Origin of the sequence: Nocardia vinacea NBRC 16497 (genome assembly GCF_000308835.1) — a bacterium.
In the GTDB taxonomy this organism is placed as follows: Bacteria; Actinomycetota; Actinomycetes; order Mycobacteriales; family Mycobacteriaceae; genus Nocardia; species Nocardia vinacea.
Genome location: NZ_BAGN01000046.1, coordinates 22149 through 41065, shown reverse-complemented (window position 1 = coordinate 41065; position 18917 = coordinate 22149). Strand labels below are relative to the sequence as shown.

15 protein-coding genes are annotated in these 18917 nt (G+C 65.1%); 4 read left to right on the top strand and 11 right to left on the bottom strand.

What is annotated here, in order from left to right; translation table 11 throughout:
- Window positions 1–31 precede the first annotated feature (31 nt).
- The 4 genes from ON44_RS51790 to ON44_RS05430 all read right to left on the bottom strand — a co-directional run bounded on the left by ON44_RS51790 (window position 32) and on the right by ON44_RS05430 (window position 3086).
- A complete protein-coding gene (locus tag ON44_RS51790) occupies window positions 32–1639 on the bottom strand; it encodes an ICP22 family protein (protein ID WP_040686699.1) in 1608 nt (535 codons plus the stop codon).
- Window positions 1640–1683: 44 nt separating this feature from the next.
- Window positions 1684–2010 carry a hypothetical protein gene (locus tag ON44_RS05440; protein ID WP_040686698.1) on the bottom strand — a complete coding sequence of 109 codons (327 nt, stop codon included), beginning with the start codon at window positions 2008–2010 and terminating at the stop codon, window positions 1684–1686.
- Between the two features lie 454 nt (window positions 2011–2464).
- On the bottom strand, window positions 2465–2773 hold the full coding sequence (locus ON44_RS05435) for a DUF6802 family protein (protein ID WP_040686697.1): 309 nt from the start codon (window positions 2771–2773) through the stop codon (window positions 2465–2467).
- A 115-nt stretch (window positions 2774–2888) separates the two neighbouring features.
- Complete coding sequence (locus tag ON44_RS05430; protein WP_040686696.1) at window positions 2889–3086, bottom strand: PspC domain-containing protein; 198 nt, start codon at window positions 3084–3086, stop codon at window positions 2889–2891.
- Window positions 3087–3264: 178 nt separating this feature from the next.
- Between ON44_RS05430 and ON44_RS05425 the strand changes: the two genes are divergently transcribed.
- Complete coding sequence (locus ON44_RS05425) at window positions 3265–4923, top strand: ABC-F family ATP-binding cassette domain-containing protein (RefSeq protein ID WP_040686695.1); 1659 nt, start codon at window positions 3265–3267, stop codon at window positions 4921–4923.
- Between the two features lie 260 nt (window positions 4924–5183).
- Here the strand turns inward: ON44_RS05425 and ON44_RS49965 are convergent, their stop codons facing one another.
- The 6 genes from ON44_RS49965 to ON44_RS05395 form a co-directional block, all read right to left on the bottom strand.
- On the bottom strand, window positions 5184–5807 hold the full coding sequence (locus ON44_RS49965) for a type IV toxin-antitoxin system AbiEi family antitoxin (protein WP_157187061.1): 624 nt from the start codon (window positions 5805–5807) through the stop codon (window positions 5184–5186).
- A gap of 232 nt (window positions 5808–6039) precedes the next feature.
- Entirely contained in the window at window positions 6040–7416 is a 1377-nt protein-coding gene (gene glmM, locus ON44_RS05415; RefSeq protein ID WP_040686693.1) for a phosphoglucosamine mutase, read from the bottom strand.
- 142 nt (window positions 7417–7558) lie between these two features.
- A complete protein-coding gene (gene rpsI, locus ON44_RS05410) occupies window positions 7559–8059 on the bottom strand; it encodes a 30S ribosomal protein S9 (protein WP_040686692.1) in 501 nt (166 codons plus the stop codon).
- Window positions 8056–8499, bottom strand: a complete 444-nt coding sequence (gene rplM / locus ON44_RS05405) for a 50S ribosomal protein L13 (protein WP_040686710.1) — start codon at window positions 8497–8499, stop codon at window positions 8056–8058. Before rplM ends, rpsI begins: the two co-directional genes overlap by 4 nt.
- 144 nt (window positions 8500–8643) lie before the next feature.
- Window positions 8644–10446, bottom strand: coding sequence for a hypothetical protein (locus ON44_RS52325; RefSeq protein WP_245567020.1), 1803 nt, complete (start codon window positions 10444–10446; stop codon window positions 8644–8646).
- Window positions 10447–10516: 70 nt separating this feature from the next.
- A complete protein-coding gene (locus tag ON44_RS05395; protein ID WP_040686691.1) occupies window positions 10517–13138 on the bottom strand; it encodes an FHA domain-containing protein in 2622 nt (873 codons plus the stop codon).
- A 161-nt stretch (window positions 13139–13299) separates the two neighbouring features.
- Between ON44_RS05395 and ON44_RS05390 the strand changes: the two genes are divergently transcribed.
- The gene (locus tag ON44_RS05390; RefSeq protein ID WP_051181573.1) at window positions 13300–14691 is read left to right on the top strand and encodes a neutral zinc metallopeptidase; all 1392 of its coding nucleotides are present in this window, start codon (window positions 13300–13302) and stop codon (window positions 14689–14691) included.
- A gap of 166 nt (window positions 14692–14857) precedes the next feature.
- On the opposite strand, the gene ON44_RS05385 is transcribed toward ON44_RS05390, so the two are convergent.
- The gene (locus tag ON44_RS05385) at window positions 14858–16177 is read right to left on the bottom strand and encodes an FHA domain-containing protein (protein ID WP_051181572.1); all 1320 of its coding nucleotides are present in this window, start codon (window positions 16175–16177) and stop codon (window positions 14858–14860) included.
- Between the two features lie 115 nt (window positions 16178–16292).
- Here ON44_RS05385 and ON44_RS05380 point away from each other — a divergent pair, with 115 nt between their 5' ends.
- Window positions 16293–17498, top strand: coding sequence for a DUF7373 family lipoprotein (locus ON44_RS05380; protein WP_040686689.1), 1206 nt, complete (start codon window positions 16293–16295; stop codon window positions 17496–17498).
- 226 nt (window positions 17499–17724) lie between these two features.
- Entirely contained in the window at window positions 17725–18912 is a 1188-nt protein-coding gene (locus tag ON44_RS05375; RefSeq protein ID WP_051181570.1) for a DUF7373 family lipoprotein, read from the top strand.
- The last annotated feature ends 5 nt before the right edge of the window (window positions 18913–18917 follow it).

The following is an 18917-nucleotide window of genomic DNA, read 5'->3' as shown; positions in this document are numbered from 1 at the left end:
TCACCAATCACGTTGGCGCATTGGGCCGATTTCACAGCGGCCCTGCCTCGGCTAGTCTGGCACCGCTGTCGGCAGGCTCCTCCGGTTGCGGATCCGCGTCCGGTACCAGCTGCGGAGTATGCTCGCCGTCCTCTGCCCGCTTGCCGGTCGACGGGGCTCCCGGAACAGTTCCCGGATTACTGCCATCGTTGTCTTCGGTGGACGGATTTCGTGTACCAGATTCGTCACCGGACGTCGTGGATTTGTCGTCGTCACCCTTCGACTCGTCAGTGGTGATAACCGGATTGCCCTTGTCATCCAGCGTCACGCCGTACTCATGCGATTTGCCGTCACTGTCGGTCATCACGAGCTTGGGCTGACCATCCGCGCCGATCTCGACCTTCACATGCTTTCCACCCAAGTCGAACTCAGCCGCGGTCTTGTTCTTCTCCCCGTCCGGCTTACCGTCGCCGTCCTTGTCCTCGGTTTCCGTTGACTCGGAGGTCTTTGTCAGCTGCTCGATCGCGTTGTCGACGCTGTCCTTGATCGAGGTGCCCAATGAGGTGAGTCCTTGACTCACAGACTCACCGAGCGAAGTCAATTGCGAAGCTGCCGAAGTCAGCGATGACAACCCGGACAGGAGGCTGCTCGCTGTTGTGGTGTTCGTCGAGGCCGGGTTCGTTGCGCCCGGCGTACCGGGGGTCCCTGGAGTTCCAGGGGTGCCTGGTGTACCAGGCGTCCCCGGCGTACCGGGAGTGCCCGGCGTACCGGGAGTGCCCGGCGTACCGGGAGTGCTCGGCGTCTCGGTAGGCACACCGGCCGGGCGGTCGTACCGAGCGTCTGAGACCTTGTCCAGATCCTGGATTATCTTGTCGTATACCTGCTTGACACCGCGGTCGGCTGAGTCACACGCATCAGTGAAGATCTTGACCTTGGCCGCATAATCAGGTTTGAAGACGTTGTCGAGCCAGTGCCTGCAGCGCGATTGGATGTGCTGCTGATATTCAGATCCCGGCAGGATGCCGAGGATATTATCGGCCGTCCAGGCATCGAATCCACCCTGAAGATCAGGAAAGATCCTGCGCAGCTTGCTTAGCAAGCTATTACTCTGCCAACCGTTACTAACGGCAATACTCGTACCGGAGATAATGTCATCAATATCCTCCGGAGTTTTCTCTGCGATACGAATACCGTCGCCGTTCTCGAGGATGTATCGGACGGCCTCGGCCTTGATCTTCGCCGCCGCCCGCAGACCGTCGAAAGAGCCTGCGATGGACTTCCACGCGTCGCCCGCCGCTTTCCAATTCGCGTCCGCTCGAGTTATCTGCTTGTTCAGCATGTCGAGTGCTGCAGTCCCTGCCTCCCCGGACCAGAGTGTCGGCATTGTCTGCGCATATCCACGCTGCGCAGACAACTGGGTGCCACACTCCTGGAGCACCCCCTGCAATTTCGCCGAGGTGTTCAGCAGCTTGTCTTCGTTCAAGCCGTTCTGTTCATAATAACGTTTATGAAGCTGCGAATAGTCGGGAAAATCGGCCGGGAGGTTTCCCCCGAACGCGCGTTTATAGCGCGGCTGAAAGTATTCGAAATACAGCAGACCACGGGAGCCGATCTCCAGGTATTGCTTTACAGATCCGTTCGCGGGTACCTCAAATGCCATATCAACGACCCCCTCGGGCTACTTCTCGACCGCTCGAGCGCCAGCTACGATTTCTTTTCATTGCCGATCTTTGCGATATCGCGAGAATTTTCGTCGTCAGTGTTCGAATACTTGACAACCGACGCCCCGATAGCGTCCGAAGTTGCCAACGTCGCCTCGGACCAATTACCCAACCATGTGTAGATCTTCTCCAGTCCGTCCTGGATCTTCTTTCCGCGGTCGTGGTAATTTTCGCCGGCATCAACGGGTCCGAACAAATTGTCGGCCACATCCTTGGCACGATTTCGCACCACTTGACCCGAAGCCCCGAGGTCGTTTGCGAATCGTCCGAGCTCCCCCGTCTTGACGCCGAGCATGCTCGAATCACCCATTTTCCAATCCCCTCCTTCTCCGGACTGCCGACTCAACCGACCTCAGCTCGGAACACTGATGCCGCCATACTTCCTTCGACGCACGCGGCTCGCGTTCGGTTCCATCGGATCCGTCGCCTGGTTCTGTCCGCAAAAATCTACTGGGTGGGTCTACCAGCTACAACCAGCCGCCAACGCGACAAGGACGGCCCGTGAGGCTCGAACATGGGGCGGCACCTGAGCCGTTCCGCAGGTTCCAATGATCCGCACATGAACCGCGCGGATCATTGCAGCCTGCGGCCGGGTGGACCCACGGAGGGACTGGGTTGCGGGGGCCGTTGTCGGACAGTGTAATTGGGTTTCGGCCGGCGAACGAAGTGTTGCGGCTCGGTCCGATGTCACTGCTGGATGTGACCGGACGGATTCGGGGGCGGCCCGGCCCCGATAACGAGGCCGAGCCGAGAATTCTCAGCGGCTAGTGCCCGATCTTTCCCTGATCGGTCCGCACCCACTCGGACGTCCCGTCCGGATGCCGATGGAACTCCCATGCGGAGTAGTCGCCGTCCTTCTCGACCACGGTGACCTGGTCGGCGATGCCGTCGTGGTCCCAGTCGGTCCACACCTGCATGGCCTCGGGTCCGGTGGTGGTGACGGTGTCGAGGGTGCCGTCGCCGTCGATGTCCTGGGTGGGGTGGTGCAGTTCGACTTCGCCGAGACCGTCGAGGGAGGAGGATGCGTCGATGCCGGGTAGATCCATGCCCGGGAATTCACCTGAGGTGATCATGACTCCTCCTGGTCGGGACTCGCGTGGGTGACACTGCGGTCGATCGGTGGGTACCGGTCCATAGTGTCATCCGCGAGTCCCGGGCGCAGCTGCTGGCCCTAATTCTTGGGGACGGTCACTTTTTCGGAATGATCAGCCACAGCACCAGATACACGACGAACTGCGGTCCCGGGAGTAAGCAGGACAGGACGAAGAGCAATCGGACGACGTTGGCGTTCCAGCCGAAGTATTCGGCGATGCCGCCGCAGACGCCGGCGATCCACTTGTCGTGGGTGGAGCGGGTGAGTCGGCGGGTGGGCGCGGGGGCGGTCATTGTGTTCCCTCTCTGGTGATGTTCGGTACGACATCAACTCTGCCCAGGAAAACAGCGCATTACATCGGTCGCATGACCTATCCCGACCCTGATTTCCGCAGGCCGCGGACTCAGGGTGCAACCCTGAGCACCGACCGGACCCCGCGGTGCCGACGCGTGGCACGGACACGGCAGACTCATGCTGGTGAGCACCACTCTGCACGCACGCGGACTCTCCGCGGGCCACGGCGAACGCACCCTGTTCGACGACCTCGATTTCACCCTCGCACCGGGTGATGTGATCGGTTTGGTCGGCATGAACGGTGCGGGCAAGTCGACGCTGCTGCGCATGCTCGCGAACCGATCGACACCCACCGGCAGCATCACGCTGTCCCCACCCGACGCCACCGTCGGGTACCTGGCACAGGAGCCCGAGCGGATCCCCGGGGAGACGGTGCTCGAATTCCTCGGCCGCCGAACAGGTGTCGCCGAAGCACAGCGAATCATGGATGCCGCGGCTGAGCGTTTGGCCGACGGCGGTGCGGACGAATATTCGCCTGCCCTGGAGCGCTGGCTCGCGCTCGGCGGCGCCGATCTGGACCAGCGGGCCGAGGAGGTCGCGGCGGATCTCGGTCTCGCGAAAAGCCTGCCGAACGGCCTCGATACCGCGATGACCGGATTGTCCGGCGGCCAGGCGGCGCGAGCCGGACTCGCCTCGGTTCTCTTGTCCCGCTTCGACATTCTGCTGCTCGACGAGCCGACCAACGATCTGGATCTAGACGGCCTCGCCCGGCTGGAACAGTTCGTGACCGGCGTGCGGGTGCCGCTGATGGTGATCAGTCACGACCGAGAGTTTTTGGCGCGCACCGTGAATCGCATTGTCGAACTCGATCTGGCGCAACAGCAGGTCGGGATCTTCGACGGCGGCTACGAGGCGTACCTGATGGAGCGCGAGATCGCCCGCCAGCACGCCCGCGAGGCCTACGAGGAGTTCGCCGACACCAAGGCCGGGCTCGAAGCCCGCGCCCAGATGCAGCGCAACTGGCTCGAACACGGCGTCCGCAACGCCCGCCGAAAAGCCCGCGACCCCAAGAAGGTCGACTCCGACAAGGCGGGCCGCAAGATGCGCGCCGAATCCACCGAGAAGCAGGCCGCCAAGGCCCGCCAGACCCAACGGCGCATCGAGCGTCTGGATGTGGTCGAGGAGCCGCGCAAGGAATGGGAGCTGCGCATGTCCATCGCGGCGGCCCCGCGCAGCGGCTCGGTGGTCGCCACCTTGTCGAATGCGACTGTCACCCTAGGGGATTTCGAGCTCGGCCCGATAACCACCCAGCTCGACTGGGCCGACCGCATCGTGCTGACCGGAGCCAATGGTTCGGGTAAATCCACGCTGCTGGCGCTGCTGCTCGGAAAGATCCGGCCGGACAACGGAACCGCCATACTCGGTTCCGGCGTCGAAATCGGCGAGGTGGACCAGGCGCGCGGGCTTTTCCGCGGAAGCACCGCCCTCGCAGACACTTTCAGCGCCGAAATGCCCGACTGGCCCGACGCCGATGTCCGCACTCTCCTGGCCAAATTCGGCCTGCGTGGCTCGCATGTACTGCGCCCCTGCGAAACCCTCTCCCCCGGCGAACGCACTCGCGCCGCTCTCGCGCTGCTGCAAGCCCGCGGCGTCAACCTGCTGGTCCTCGACGAGCCGACCAACCACCTGGATCTACCCGCCATCGAACAGCTCGAGCAGGCCATCGAATCATTCGAGGGCACAATGCTTCTGGTCACCCACGACCGTCGCATGCTCGACTCGGTCACGGCGACTCGGCGCTGGCATATGGATAATGGCCGACTCACCGAAAGCTAGGTGATTTCCGTCAGCTTGCGCTTGCCCGGCCGCAGCCTGCACGGCATCGGTGATGAACCGACCGGGCGTCGATCGTTTGAACCGCCTCTGGCTCCACATGAACCTCCAGCCGCACACCGGCAGCTTTGCTCGTCACGCGGGCCACAAGGAACTCCGAGATCAGCAGGCTGAGCCGGGGTTGGCTTAGAGGCTCGTAGGCGGGTGCCTGCGCGGTGTCCAGCCCAGGCGGGAACGACGCGGAACACGGAGATCGAGCCGGCCTATTGCTCGGGGACGGGGAGAGTTGTGTTCGGGCAGTGGAGGCGTGCGGTGGATTGAGGGCGTGCGCGGGCAAGTTCCAGGAGTTCGGCGGCTTGGCTGTGGCCGCGGCGTCTGTGGTGGCGTTGGAGTTCGAGGGTCAGCGCGGAACGTGGAACGCCCCGGCGCAGAGCAGCGTTCAGGGTTGCCAAGGCGTCCGGTCGGCTGAGGGTTCGTGCTACGTCGATTGCGGTTCGGGCGGCGTTGGTGGTGATGGTGCCCTGGATGAGTTCGAGTTCGGCTTGGTCTACCTGGTCGCGGTGGACGATGAGGCGGCCGGTGCGAGAATCCTGTGGGCCGAGGACGTGGGTGGGGTGGTTGTGTCGTACCGCGAAACCATGGAGTTCGGCGGCGGTGTCATAGGCGGCGGTGAGGGAGGGAACGCCCATGGATAGGCGGGCCGCTTCTACCCGTAATCGGGCCGACGGTGGGGTTGTGACCTCGCGGAAGACGCCTCGGAAGACTCGGACCCATTCGCCTCGGTCGAGCAGGGTTCGCATCTCCGCGCGGGTGTACTCGCATAGCACCTGCCATGAGGTGAATACCCCGAATTGCTTGTCCCGCACTTCTTCCAGGCCTGGTCGCATATGCCGACTATCGGCGAAGCCAAACCACACCCTCGGTGCCCGACCAGCGCAAACAGAAAGTCTGTGGATAACCGATTCCCTGTGGACAACTCGCCGTACCGCAGCAAACCTTCGAGGCTCGTACCGGCCCCGCCACCCAGAGCAGCAGGCTCGCAGGTGGCCATCGAGGCCGATCGAGATGGTACGGCTTACCTTCCGCAGCCCAAGCGGAGCAGACGTGCCGCTGCCCCAACTACACCGCGGCGACGCGCTTGGCCAGATCGTCGGCCAGTTGCTGGGCTTGAACCGGGTCGGTCGCCTCGACCATAACCCGAACCAGTTGCTCGGTTCCGCTAGGGCGCAACAGGATTCGCCCGGAGTCCCCGAGTGCCCGTTCGGCTTCCGCTACCGCCTCGCGGATTTCGGGGGCGGCGGCGACCGTGGCCTTGTCGGTAACCGGGACGTTCACCAGCACCTGCGGCACGGTCTGCAGCACCGAAGCCAAATCGGCCAGCGTGCGGCCGGTCTGCGCCATACGAGCCATCAGTTTCAGTCCGGTGAGGATGCCGTCGCCGGTGGTGCCGTAGTCGGGGAAAACCACATGGCCGGACTGTTCGCCACCGAGGTTGTAGCCGCCGCGACGCAACTCCTCGAGGACGTACCGGTCGCCAACGGCGGTGGTGCGCAAGGTGATTCCGGCTTCGCGCATCGCGATATGCAGGCCCAGATTGCTCATGACCGTGGCAACCAGCGTGTTCTGGACGAGCGAACCGGTCTCGTGCATGGCCAGCGCGAGGATGGCCAGGATCGCGTCACCGTCCACGATCGCACCGTCGGCATCGACGGCCAACGTGCGGTCGGCATCGCCGTCGTGTGCGACGCCGAGGTCGGCACCGTGCTCGCGTACCGCGTGCTGAATTTGTTCGAGATGCGTTGAGCCGCAACCATCATTGATGTTGAGGCCGTCAGGTTCGGCATTGATCGCGATGACCGTCGCACCGGCTGCACGGTAGGCCGCGGGGCCGACCTCGGAGGCCGAGCCGTGTGCGCAGTCGACGACGACAGTCAGCCCGGACAGGTCCTGTCCGGTCGCCTCGACCAGATGCTCGACGTACCGCTCGTGCGTGCCCGCCTCGCTGTATTGATCCGGGATCACCAACCCGTGATCGCGGGCACCGGAAGCGTTCAGCACACGGCCGATCCCAGCACCGATCGGCCGCAGCGCCACGTCTTCGGCGATCAGCGCCTCGATCCGGTCTTCGACCGCGTCGTCGAGCTTGTGCCCACCGGCCGCGAAGATCTTGATTCCGTTGTCCGGCATGGGATTATGCGAGGCCGAGATCATTACGCCGAGGCAGGCGTCGTACAGACCGGTCAGATACGCCACGGCCGGAGTCGGAAGTACACCTACCGAAAGCACATTCACGCCCGCGGCGGTCAGACCCGCGGTGACCGCGGCTTCGAGCATCTCACCGCTGGCGCGTGGATCGCGACCGACCACGGCGAGCGCGCGCTCCTTGCCGCGACTCAGGATCTGCGCGGCGGCACCGGAAACCCGCAGCGCCAGTTCCGGACTCAGCGATTCATTGGCAAGCCCACGGACTCCGTCGGTGCCGAACAAACGTCCCACTACCCTCGCCCCTCATCGTAGATACAGCACGAGAGCAGGCGCCCAGCCGTGCTGGGAGCCTGCTCTCGCACAGGTGCCCCGCCGACCGTACCGTCTCCGACACCTCCAAGGTGCCGGATGACGGGGGCCGACGTAGCCAAAATCAGCGCTTCGAGTACTGCGGCGCCTTGCGGGCCTTCTTGAGGCCGTACTTCTTACGCTCGGTGGCACGCGGGTCACGCGTCAGGAAGCCGGCCCGCTTCAGGGCGGGACGGTCATCCGGGGTGACCTCGATGAGCGCACGGGCGATGGCCAGACGCAGCGCACCGGCCTGGCCCGAGGGGCCACCGCCGACGAGACGCGCGTGAATGTCGAAGGACTCGGTCCGCTCGACGGTCACCAGCGGCGACTTGACCAGCTGCTGGTGCACCTTGTTCGGGAAGTAGTCCTCGATGGTGCGGCCGTTCAGCACGAAGTTGCCGGTACCCGGCAGCAGACGCACACGAACGACGGCCTCCTTGCGACGACCGACGGTCTGCACCGGGCGGTCGATCACGATCGGGGCGTAGGCGGCGGGCTCGGCCTCGTAGCCGTAGTCCTCCTCGACGACCTCGACGTTGGCTTCCTCGGCGTAGTCCTCGTTGAATTCCTCAGGAGCGGTCACTGGGCCACCTGCTTGATCTCGAACGGAATGGGCTGCTGAGCGGCGTGCGGATGCGTCGGGCCCGCGTAGACCTTCAGCTTGCCCGCGATGGCGTTGCCGAGCTTGTTCTTCGGGATCATGCCCTTGACGGCCTTCTCCACGAGACGATCGGGCCGCGACTCCAACACCTGACCGACAGTGCGCGACTTGAGGCCGCCCGGGTGTCCGCTGTGGTGGTGGATCAGCTTGTCCGCCTTCTTGTTGCCGGAGATGGCAACCTTGTCGGCGTTGATGATGATGACGAAGTCGCCACCATCGAAGTTCGGCGCGTAGGTCGGCTTGGTCTTGCCGCGCAGCAGATTCGCTGCCTGGACGGCGAGACGGCCGAGCACTACGTCAGTGGCGTCGATGACGTACCACTTACGGGTCACGTCACCCGCCTTGGGGCTGTACGTAGGCACAGTGGTTCCCTGTCTGTAGTCGGTGTTGCCAGCCACGGCGTGCAGTCGAGCAGTTCCCGGCGGCCGGTGGAGACCCAGGGCTCGACGTACTTCCACACGCCAACGGGCAACGATACCAGCCATGCCCCAGCGGTATGAAACCGGTCAGATCTCGATCGGCGGGCCGTGGTCGATGGCACCGGGCGGGCCCGGGACCACGTAACGAGGGACGTCGATGCTCGGCTGCGCGCACTCCGCACCCGCGACATCGAATCCGGAATCGCCCGGTTCCGACACCAGGCCCGGGTCGTATCCGCGAGCCGCGGCGATGCCTTCACGCTGCTCATTGGTGACGTATGGGGTCAATGGGCAGGAGACCGGCGCCCCGGCGACCGAAGCGGCCAGTTCGACCCGGTCACCACCGGACGGCATGGCCATCGCGGCCAGTGCGGCGGCACCGGCCACCGCCTGCGCGCCGAACAATTTGCCCCAGCGCTTGCCCTTGCGCGGTTTGTCCGCGTCATCGTCCGATTCGTGCGGATGCCACTCCGACTGCGGCGGTTGGTCCTGCTGCGGCTGGTAGGGACCGCGTGGACCCAGCGGTGGTGTGGGAGGCCGACCGATAACGCTGGGCCGCTGCTCGTCCGGATACTGCCCGGGCGGGCGGGTGAATCGGCTCCCCAACTCGGCGAGGTTCGGCGGCAAGGACTCCCGGCCGACCCGGGTGGTCGGCTCCTCTCCCGTCGGCTCGGTCGACGGCTGCACAGTCGGATATCCGGGTCCGTACTGAACCACCGGCGGATGTGACTGCCCGGCCTCGCGCTGGCCCTGCCCGTGCTCAGGCCGGACCTGCCCCGGATCAGACCGGACCGGACCTTGCTCGGAACGCGCCGGCCCCTGCTCCGGCCGCCCGACCTGCTCAGAACGAGACGGCGCATCCGACCGCCCCTGCAACGCCTCGGCCTGCCGCTGCGCCGACAATGCCTGCGCCTGTGCGGCGTCCACCTGCCGCTGTGCCGACAATGCCTGCTGCTGTGCCGATTCGGCCTGATACTGCGCCGACTCCACCTGCCGCACCCGCGGCGGCGCCGGCTCGGCATGCCGTCCCGCCGACTCCGGCTCACCGTTCTCGTTATCGGTCACCAGCAGATGCGAGGCACCGAGCACCAGCGCGTGCATCGGGTGATCGGCCACATGCAACCGGTGCCCGAGATGGTTCTGGAACGCCAAGCGCAGCGCGTCGTTGAAGCAGACATTGCCGGACAGCAGCACCGTCGAGGTGTCCGCGCCGATCGAGCGGGCCGCGGCCATCACCTCGATCACCACATTGTCGGCCGAACGCGCATCGCGCATGGCCTCCGCGGTGACCGGCACGTCGACCGATTCGGTCGGCTGCTCATCGTCGCCGTGCACCGCGACGACCAGCATGGTCCGCCCGTCGGAGTAAACCCCGGTCGCTCCGATGCCGCGCGGATTGCGATCGTCCGGGGATCGCACCAGACCGAGCGCACGCACATAGCCGGACAGCGCAACACTTTCCGGCAGTGGTTCGACCGTGACGTCCAGCCGTTCGACCAGGTCGACGTACACATCGACCTTCGCGTCGGGCCAGCCGTCCGGGAACGGCAGCGCGACCAGATCCGGTTTGCCGCGCAGATATTTGCCGATGGCCGCGAGCGGGTTGTACATACGGGCGCGGAAGACCAACTCGGCGGGCCAGGTCGCACCGGCCACCACGATCTGCGGATGGCCGAGGATGTCGCGCACATCGGCGATCGCCATTCCCAGATCCGGCCGCTGCCGCTCGACTCCGGCGGTATGCAGCCGACCCGACGAATCCGCCAGCAGATATGCCGGTGGCGTGTATGTACCTTCTACCTGCACGGGGCGGATCGGTGTCCCACCGCCGCCCGCGGCAACGGACACCACATCCCACCCGAGATGTACTGCCCCAACTCGCACCGTCACAGGCATAAGTGTGCCTGCTGCGCGAGCGACATGCTCACCACATCCGGTGAGAGCCCGCCTGAGCGGCCCCTCACGCGTTCGACTTCCGCAACCGCAGCCGGCGCCAGGTGATGATCGCCAACACCGCGGTTATCGCGACGAGCAGGCCGATATCGAGATACCAGATATTCGGCTCGTGCTTCCATAGCGCGTCGGGTTGCGCGTTGGCGAACAGTGTCCGAATATCCACCGTCGACGCCCCGGCCGCATAGCCCCACCGTGACGGGAACAGCCACGAGACCTGCTCGAGCACCACCCGGTTGGTCACCGGAATCAGGCCGCCCGCCATGACCAGCTGGACCATGATCATCACCACGAGCATCGGCATGACCTGCTCGTTGGACTTCGCCAGACTGGACAGCAGCAGGCCGAAGACCACACAGCACACCGCGGTCAACGCGATATCGAGATAGAGCTCGGCGGGCCCGTTCGGGATCACCGAACCCTCCAGCGGCGGCTTCTTACCGACCAGGGTGATACCGACCAGCACCGCCGCCTGCAGGAACGCGGTAATGCTGAACACCGCGATCTTGGCGAGCAGATACGCGGAGGGCAACAGCCCGACCGCGCGCTCGCGATAGAAGATGGTGCGCTCGCCGACCAGATCGCGCACGGTCAGCGTGGACCCCATGAAGCAGGCGCCCAGAATCAAGACGACAAGCAGCTGCTGCGTCTCGCTGCCACCGGACGGGACGAAGAGCACCTCGTTGCCGCTCTGCACTTGCTCGAGCGGACCGCTCTGGAAACCGTTGCTGCCCGGCACCACCAGCGACAGCGCACCGAGGATAAAGGGCAGGATCACGAGGAACGCCAGGTAACCGCGGTCGGCGAAGATCAACCGCACCTGCCGTCGCGCCAAGGTGGAGAACTGTTTGGCGCGCCCGGATTGCGGCGGGCTGCCCGCCGACCCCTGCCGCGGCGGCGCGGGCGGTGGCGGTGGCGGCGCGAAGGCCAGCCTGGACCGGTACGCGGCGAATGCCTGATCCGGATTCGCGGCGACCCGCCCGAAGATCTCCGCCCAGTCGCTGGTGCCCATAGCCGCGCCGACGCTGGCCGGATGACCGCAGAAGGCCGTCTTGCCACCGGGTGCGAGCAACAGCACCTGATCACACATGTCCAGGCAGGCCACCGAGTGGGTGACCACGATGACGGTGCGCCCGGCATCGGCCAGCTCGCGCAGCATCGTCATCACCTGACGGTCCAGCGCCGGATCCAGACCCGAAGTCGGTTCGTCCAGGATCAGCAGCGACGGACCGGTGAGCAGTTCCAGCGCCACCGACGCGCGCTTGCGCTGACCGCCGGAGAGCCGGTCCACCCTGGTCTCGGCATGTTCGGTGAGCGAAAGTTCTTTCAGCACACCGTCGATCACCTGCTGGCGGTCGGCCTTCGAGTTGTCCGGCGGCAGTCGAAGTTCGGCGGCGTAGCCGAGGGCTTGGCGCACGGTCAGCTGACGGTGCAGCACATCGTCCTGCGGCACCATGCCGATGCGGGAACGCAGCGCCTCGTATTCGGCGTGCAGATTGCGACCTTCGAAGGTGACCACACCGCCGGAGGGCTGCGTGCTGCCCGCGATCAGTTTCGAGAGCGTCGACTTGCCCGCACCGGAAGGTCCGATGAGTGCGGTGAGCGTGCCCCGCCCCGCCTGCATATTCACATCGACGAGCAGTTGCTTGTTGCCCTCGACGGTGAATCCGACGCCATGCACGTGCAGACCCTGTTCGGCGACCGGCTTCTGCCGATGCACCAGCGTGCCCTGCTGGACGACGAAGTCGATATTGCCGATGGTGATGATGTCGCGTTCGCGCAGCACGGTGCGCTGCTCGCGACGGCCGTTGACGAAGGTGCCGTTGGCCGAGCCGAGGTCCTCGATGGTCAGGCCTTCGGATGCCGCGACAAGGCGGGCGTGCTTGCGCGAGGCCAGCGGATCGTTGACGACGATCTGATTGTCGGAAGTACGACCGATATTGAGTCCGCCGGGCGGCAAACGGTCGGCCCTGGCGATCGCCGCGGTGGACTGGCGGGAGCGGACCGGCGGCAGCATCGAGGTGTCGGCCTTGAAGGTCATATTGACGTTCGGCTGCTGCGGCTGGGATGGCGGTGGCTGCTGGAGCTGGGGTTGCGAGGGCGGCTGCTGTGGGAGGTGCGGTTCCGGGCGCTGCTGGAGCTGCGGCTGCGACGGCGGGTGTTCCGGACGCTGCTGTGGGAGATGCTGTTCCGGACGCTGCTGGGATGGTGGCTGTGCCTGCGGTGTCCGCCGCGGATGCTGATACCCCGGGGGCACCGACGACTGCGGCTGCGACGATGGCGGTTGCGCGACCGGCGGCCGCTGCGGCCGGGCCTGCGTCGTGGGCAGCAGATGCAGCAGCGGACCGCTGATCGCATCACCGAGCCGCACCTGCGTGGGCCGATTGATCGGCACCGGCTGACTCAATCGCCGCGCATCCACGAAAACGCCATTGGTGCTGCCATTGTCGGTGAGTACCCAGCTGTTCCCCTGCCAGGCGAGCGTCGCATGCACCCGCGAGACCAGCGGGCTGTCCACGAACAACGTCACTTCCGGTGCGCGGCCCATCGTGACCTGTTGATTCGAATCGAAGACCCGTTCGGTTCCATCATGGCGCACGGTGATGGTCTGCGCCCCCGGTAAAGACATGCAGCGGATACTATTCCATCACCCGGACTTCGGCGGTGCCCCCGATGCGCCTTTTGCCCCGATCCGGAGACCGTTATGAACGTGCGACCGGCCGACTAGGGGGAGCCTTGCCGAAACTCCGAGCGACCGCAGTCATTGCCGCAGCACTATGCGTAATCGCAATGTTGGCGGGTTGTACTCGCTCGGTGCACGGTCGAGCGGTTTCGGTCTACGACGATCCGTTCAAGGTCGCCGGACTGCCCACCACGAACGGTCCGAGCGGACCGCGCGACGGCGTCCCCGATAGCTCGCTCACCGCGGTGAACGGCGACAGCGGCGAGGTGGATGCCCTGGCGCTCAACGCGATCGATGATATCCAGACATTCTGGCGCGCGGAATACAGCAAGGACTTCGACGGCGAATTCAAGCCGGTCGACAAGCTGATCTCCTGGAGCGCGAAGGCGCCGCGCAGCCAGGCGCTCGAATTCTGCAGGGAATCCACCTATCACCTGGTGAACGCCGCCTACTGCCGACTGGACAACTCGATCGGCTGGGACCGCTCGGTGCTGTTGCCGACGATCGAGGACACCTTCGGCAAGATGGCCGTGATCATGGTGCTCGCCCATGAATACGGACACGCCATCCAGACCCTGGCGAAAATCGTGGGGACGAAGGATCCCGTGATCGTCAAAGAGCAGCAGGCCGACTGCTTCTCGGGTGCGTTCATTCGCCATGTGGCAGAAGGCAAATCCAAGCACTTCACCATCAATACCTCCGACGGCCTGAACTCGGTGCTGGCCGCGACCGTCGCCATTCGGGACTCGAATCCGGATGATCCGGAGAGCGTGCACGGTTCGGCGTTCGAGCGGGTCACGGCCGTGCAGATCGGCTTCACCGATGGCCCGAAGGCGTGCAAGGCCATCGATATGCACGAGATCGAGCGCCGCCGTGGCAATTTGCCGCAGAGCTTCAAGGACGATCCCGGCCACGGCGAGAATCCGATCGACAAGGACAGTCTGATCGAGCTCAGCAAGGCACTCGCCACGATCCTGCCGCTGAAGCAGGCGCCGACCTACGACTATTCCGGCGCGAAGATCGACTGCAAGAACGGCGTTGCCACACCGCCGGTTTCGTATTGTCCGGCCAAGCACACCATCGCGACCGATGTGCCCGCGCTCGCGCAGCGCGGCACCTCCAATGCCGATGACAATGATCCGTTGCCACTCAAGGTGACCGGCGATTACAACGGCTACATCGTCTTCATTTCGCGCTACACCCTCGCCGTGCAGCAGAGCAACGGCCAGCAGCTCGTCGGCGCCAAGACCGGATTGCGCGCGGCCTGCCTGTCGGGTGTGGTCACCGGCAAGCTCGCGCAGCCAGGGCGAACCCAGGCCCAGGGCGATATCGTCTTGGCCGCAGGCGATCTCGACGAAGCGGTCTCCGGTCTATTGGCCGACGGACTAGCGGCCAGCGATATCGAGGGCAAGACCGTACCGAGTGGGTTCTCCCGGGTCGACGCGTTCCGCGCCGGGGTGCTCAATGGCGAGCACACCTGCACGTCGCGCTATTCCTGAGCTCCTCCGCCTCTCCGCACCTTCAGGCGCCAGACTCATGTGTCTGGACAGTAGCGTTGGCGGCCGACAGTACGGGCGGATCGCGTTAGCCCGTACCCGGCGAGTTACCCATGTCCGCACGAAATCAGTTGCTGCGTTGGGCAGATGCGCGGGACAACCGAGTGGGTCAGCCGAACGGCGGGGGTGCGGCGGGCTCGAATCGCAAAACTCGGTTGCCGATCATGATTTCGGTGCCGGGTATCAGGCCCATCGGCTGGTGGGGTGGTAGGCGGATCCAGTCGCGGTAACCGGGCAGGCGGGTTCGGGTGCCGTTGGTGGAACCCCGGTCCACCAGGGACACATCCCAATTCACCAGCAGCACCTCGGCGTGTGCGCGGGACATGCCGCCCGAGGAATCCTCGACCTTCAACGGCACCATGCCGCGGCGGGCCTGTTCGGAATGTTCCGGATCGCGGCCGAGGACCGCGTCCGCGGCCAGCATGTAGGTCATGCCGTCGTCGAGGACCAGCATGCCGAGCGGCGGGCGGACCACCTCGATCAGCTGCTGCGTCTGATCTACCGGCATCCCGCACACGGTGCAGAACGCCGAGCGCGGATCGCTGGGATGCGCACGCGCGCACTTGAATCCCATCACCTTGACGGTGAGGGCAGTGGCCTTCGCGGTGGCCTCCAGCCTGCGCTGCAGATCCGGATCCGGGCGCGGGGCCGGATTGGTGCCGCCCATTTGGGTCGGCGCGTGATGCGGGTCGACCGGTTCCTGCTCCTGAACCGAATCGAGCATCGCGGTCGAGGCGCGGGTCTCGGTCAGATGTGGTTCGGGCTCCGACTGTGGTTCGGGGCGCTGGGTCGGTCCCGAGTCGATGCGCGCGGTCGGCGGTGGATGCGCGCCCTCGGATCGCGCCGGTGAGGGCCGGCCACGCACCGCGTCCGACCAGACGATCGCGCCGCCCCCCTGCGCGATCCCCTCGACCAACCAGCCGATCCCCCGCTCGGCGGGCAGATCCGGAATACGGCCCGCCGGGTCGTCCACGAAGAGCGCGACCGCTCTGGCGGGTACCGTCGCGACCCGGTCCACCGTGAAGGCCGCATCGCTGCCCCGATAGTGCTCGAGCGTTCCGTCACCGGCGAGCACCGCGGTGACGGCACCGTGCAGGAAGATCGCCACCCCGCCGGTCTCGGCCGCGGACAGGATGCCGAAATCGACCGGCGCACCGGGACTGATCCGCTCGGCATGGGTCATCAGCCAGCGGGTTGCCGCCCGCGCGACCAGTGCACCCGGCCCCTCCGGATGCTGTTCGGCGGCGTCCCGCACGAGTTCGGCCAGCGATTCCAGCGCGATAACGCCGGGTGCGTCCGGGGTCGGGCGCGCATGCCCACGATGTGCGACGACCACCACCGCGCCCGCGACCCGGGCGACGGCGTGACCTCCGACAACGACCTCAACCTGCCGATCCTTCAACGGAATCGGCCTTCCAGAGGTGCGCATTGCGGGGTCGTCGCCACATCGACAAGGGTATTGCAATCCAAGCCCTAAGGGGTCCCCGTCCCGGACGTCCATCCGGTAACTTCAGATACACATCGGGAGGAACGAGGGGCCTGTCGTGGTTAAGACTTCGCGCATCGCGCTCGCTGTGGCTTGTATAGCGGTGACCGGGATGCTGGCCGGCTGCAGCGGCGTGCAGGGTACGCCGCTCGCGGCCGAGCAAGACGTGCGCAAACTCGAGGTCGGCACCTATCCGGTCGATCGACACAAATACGACCAGGACGCGGGCTCGAACGGGGCGCTCGTCGAGGGCATGCGGATGTCGGAGGCCGTGGTCGCCAGTTCGAAGATCGACCCGTCGCTCACCTACGGGCGCGAAGGCAAGGTGCTCAGCAGCATCGACGAGGCCGTCGAACACGTCGCATCCGCGTCCAAGCCGGTGCTGGTGAACCGCAAATACCTCACCGGATACGCGACCAGCGGTTCCGATAAGCCCGATCCGCCCGGTCAGACCCGGCCGTCGGCCGACACCACCGCGATCACCAACGTGGTATTCCGGTTCCCGGACGAGGCCACCGCGAAGATCGCCGCCCGGGAACTCGAAGACGCCGATATCAACATCTCACCCGACAACCGCAAACTGACGTCGAGCAAATATCCGGATGCCTATATCCACTGGCGCCCGGGCATTGCCAATGTCGGAACCTTCATGGCGCACAAGGAGTTCGTCATCTCACTGTTCGTCGGGCGACCCCGCGCGGACAGTTCGGACCTGCAGAGTTGGGTCGAGAAGACACTCGACGCCCAGGTCCCCGCATTGGACAAATTCCAGGCCACGCCGCAGGACAAATTCAGCAGCCTGAAGATCGACCCGGAGGGCATGCTCGCGCGCGTGGTGGTCGCGGATCGACGTGGGCACACCCCGAATACCGATAACTTCGCGGTCTACGGGCCGAGTTACTTCGTGCAGTCGGCCGAGGACGAGACCAAGACCCAGAAACTGGTGGACGAGGCCGGGGTCGAACGGTTCGCCATCGTCGACAACGGCTCGGTCACCCGCGTCCGCGACTATCCGGCCGCCCAGAAGTTCATCGACGGGCTGATCGACGAGGTGCGCAACACCTTCGACCCGATCGACGCACCCAAGGATGTGCCGGGCGCGAAGTGCTTGCAGCTCAACAGCAAAGGCGATCCCGAGCGGCAGTACAAGTACCGCTGCTACGTCCCGTACAAGCGGTATGTCGGTGTGGTCACCAGCGATAAGGAGCCGGATGTGCGGCAGAAGGTGACCGCGCAGTACGCACTTTTGGCCAACAGCCTCTGACACACAGCGCGTCTGAGGCTGTCCTGCTCGGACGATCGACTAGCCCGAAACGGTTCGCGCCATTCGCGACTGGATTGCGGGGTCGGAAGCAGTCCTCATGGAAAAGCTGATCTCAGTGCTCGCAGCTCAGGTGAAGTAGGATCCGCCCGGAGGAAAGCGAACGGACGGGTGGGACGTGAGATTCGCCGCGAAGTCGAAACTTCGAACAGCAGCGATCGCCACGACGGTGGCGATACTCGTAATCGGCGTTATCGCGGGCTGTGCCACCGAAGTTCCCGGTCACGCCGGCCCCGGCATGTCCGCGGTGGATCCGAGGAGCCTCAACATCGGGCCCTATCCGTCCGCACCGCAGGATTACACGTTGGACGGCTTCGACAAGGACGATGTCTTCCGCATCGAATCCCGGCGCATGCTGGGTTATTTGGTGCTGCCATACGACGTCGACAGCGATGTCAGCCACCTCATCGATACCCGTCTGGTGGAGGCGACCACCACGAACTTCGACGACGGTTTGCTCGGCGTGCTGCCCGGGCAGTACCTACCGGTCGTCGAGCGCAACAACTTCATCGCCGGGGTGTACACCCAGCGGTCGAACGACAGTCTGCGCAGCATCAAGAATTTGGCCATTGCGATACTTCGCTTCCCGTCGGACACCACGGCACGCACCGCGGCGGCGGAACTCGACCGGGCAACCGATGAGTTCAAGCCGGGGCGGCACCCGGTCGCGATCGACGGCTATCCGGATATTCGAGCCTCATCGGACAACGATAAGAAGGGCTATATCTTCCTCGCGCGTGGTCCTTTCGTACTGCTGAGCATGATCACCATGCCGGAATCGGACCCGAAAGCCCTTGGGACCCAATTCAAGAAGATGCTCGACCTGCAAATCCCCAAGCTGGACAGCCTGGTCCCGACACCGGTCGACGATATCCTCGACCTGCCGCTCAACCCCGACGGGATCATGCGGCGCACACTGCCGCCGGCCAAGGAGACGCGGGAGTACTCGCGGGACAAATACGTAGGCATCTACGACGGTATCGGGCAGTTGCACTTCGAGCGCAACGGCCCCGATCTGAAGCGGGCGCTGCAGGAGGCCGGTACCGATCTCGTCGCACAGAACCAGTCGACCCTCTACCGCACCCGTGACCTCGCGGCATCGTTCCGGCTCCAAAATGCGTTGGCGCAGTTGGGCACCGATGACGAAGCGATCAGCAGCCCACCGGGTCTGCCCGACGCACGCTGCCTGCAACTGGACGCGCCGGAGCGGATCTTCAACAGCAAATACCTGTGCATCCTTGTGTACGACCGCTACGTCGCGGTGCTCAGTTCGCAGGGGCAAGGTCTCGGGAAATTCGACCCGGCGCTATACCAGGCGACCGCCGCACAATATTCGATCCTGGCCAAGACCCAGTGAGCGCA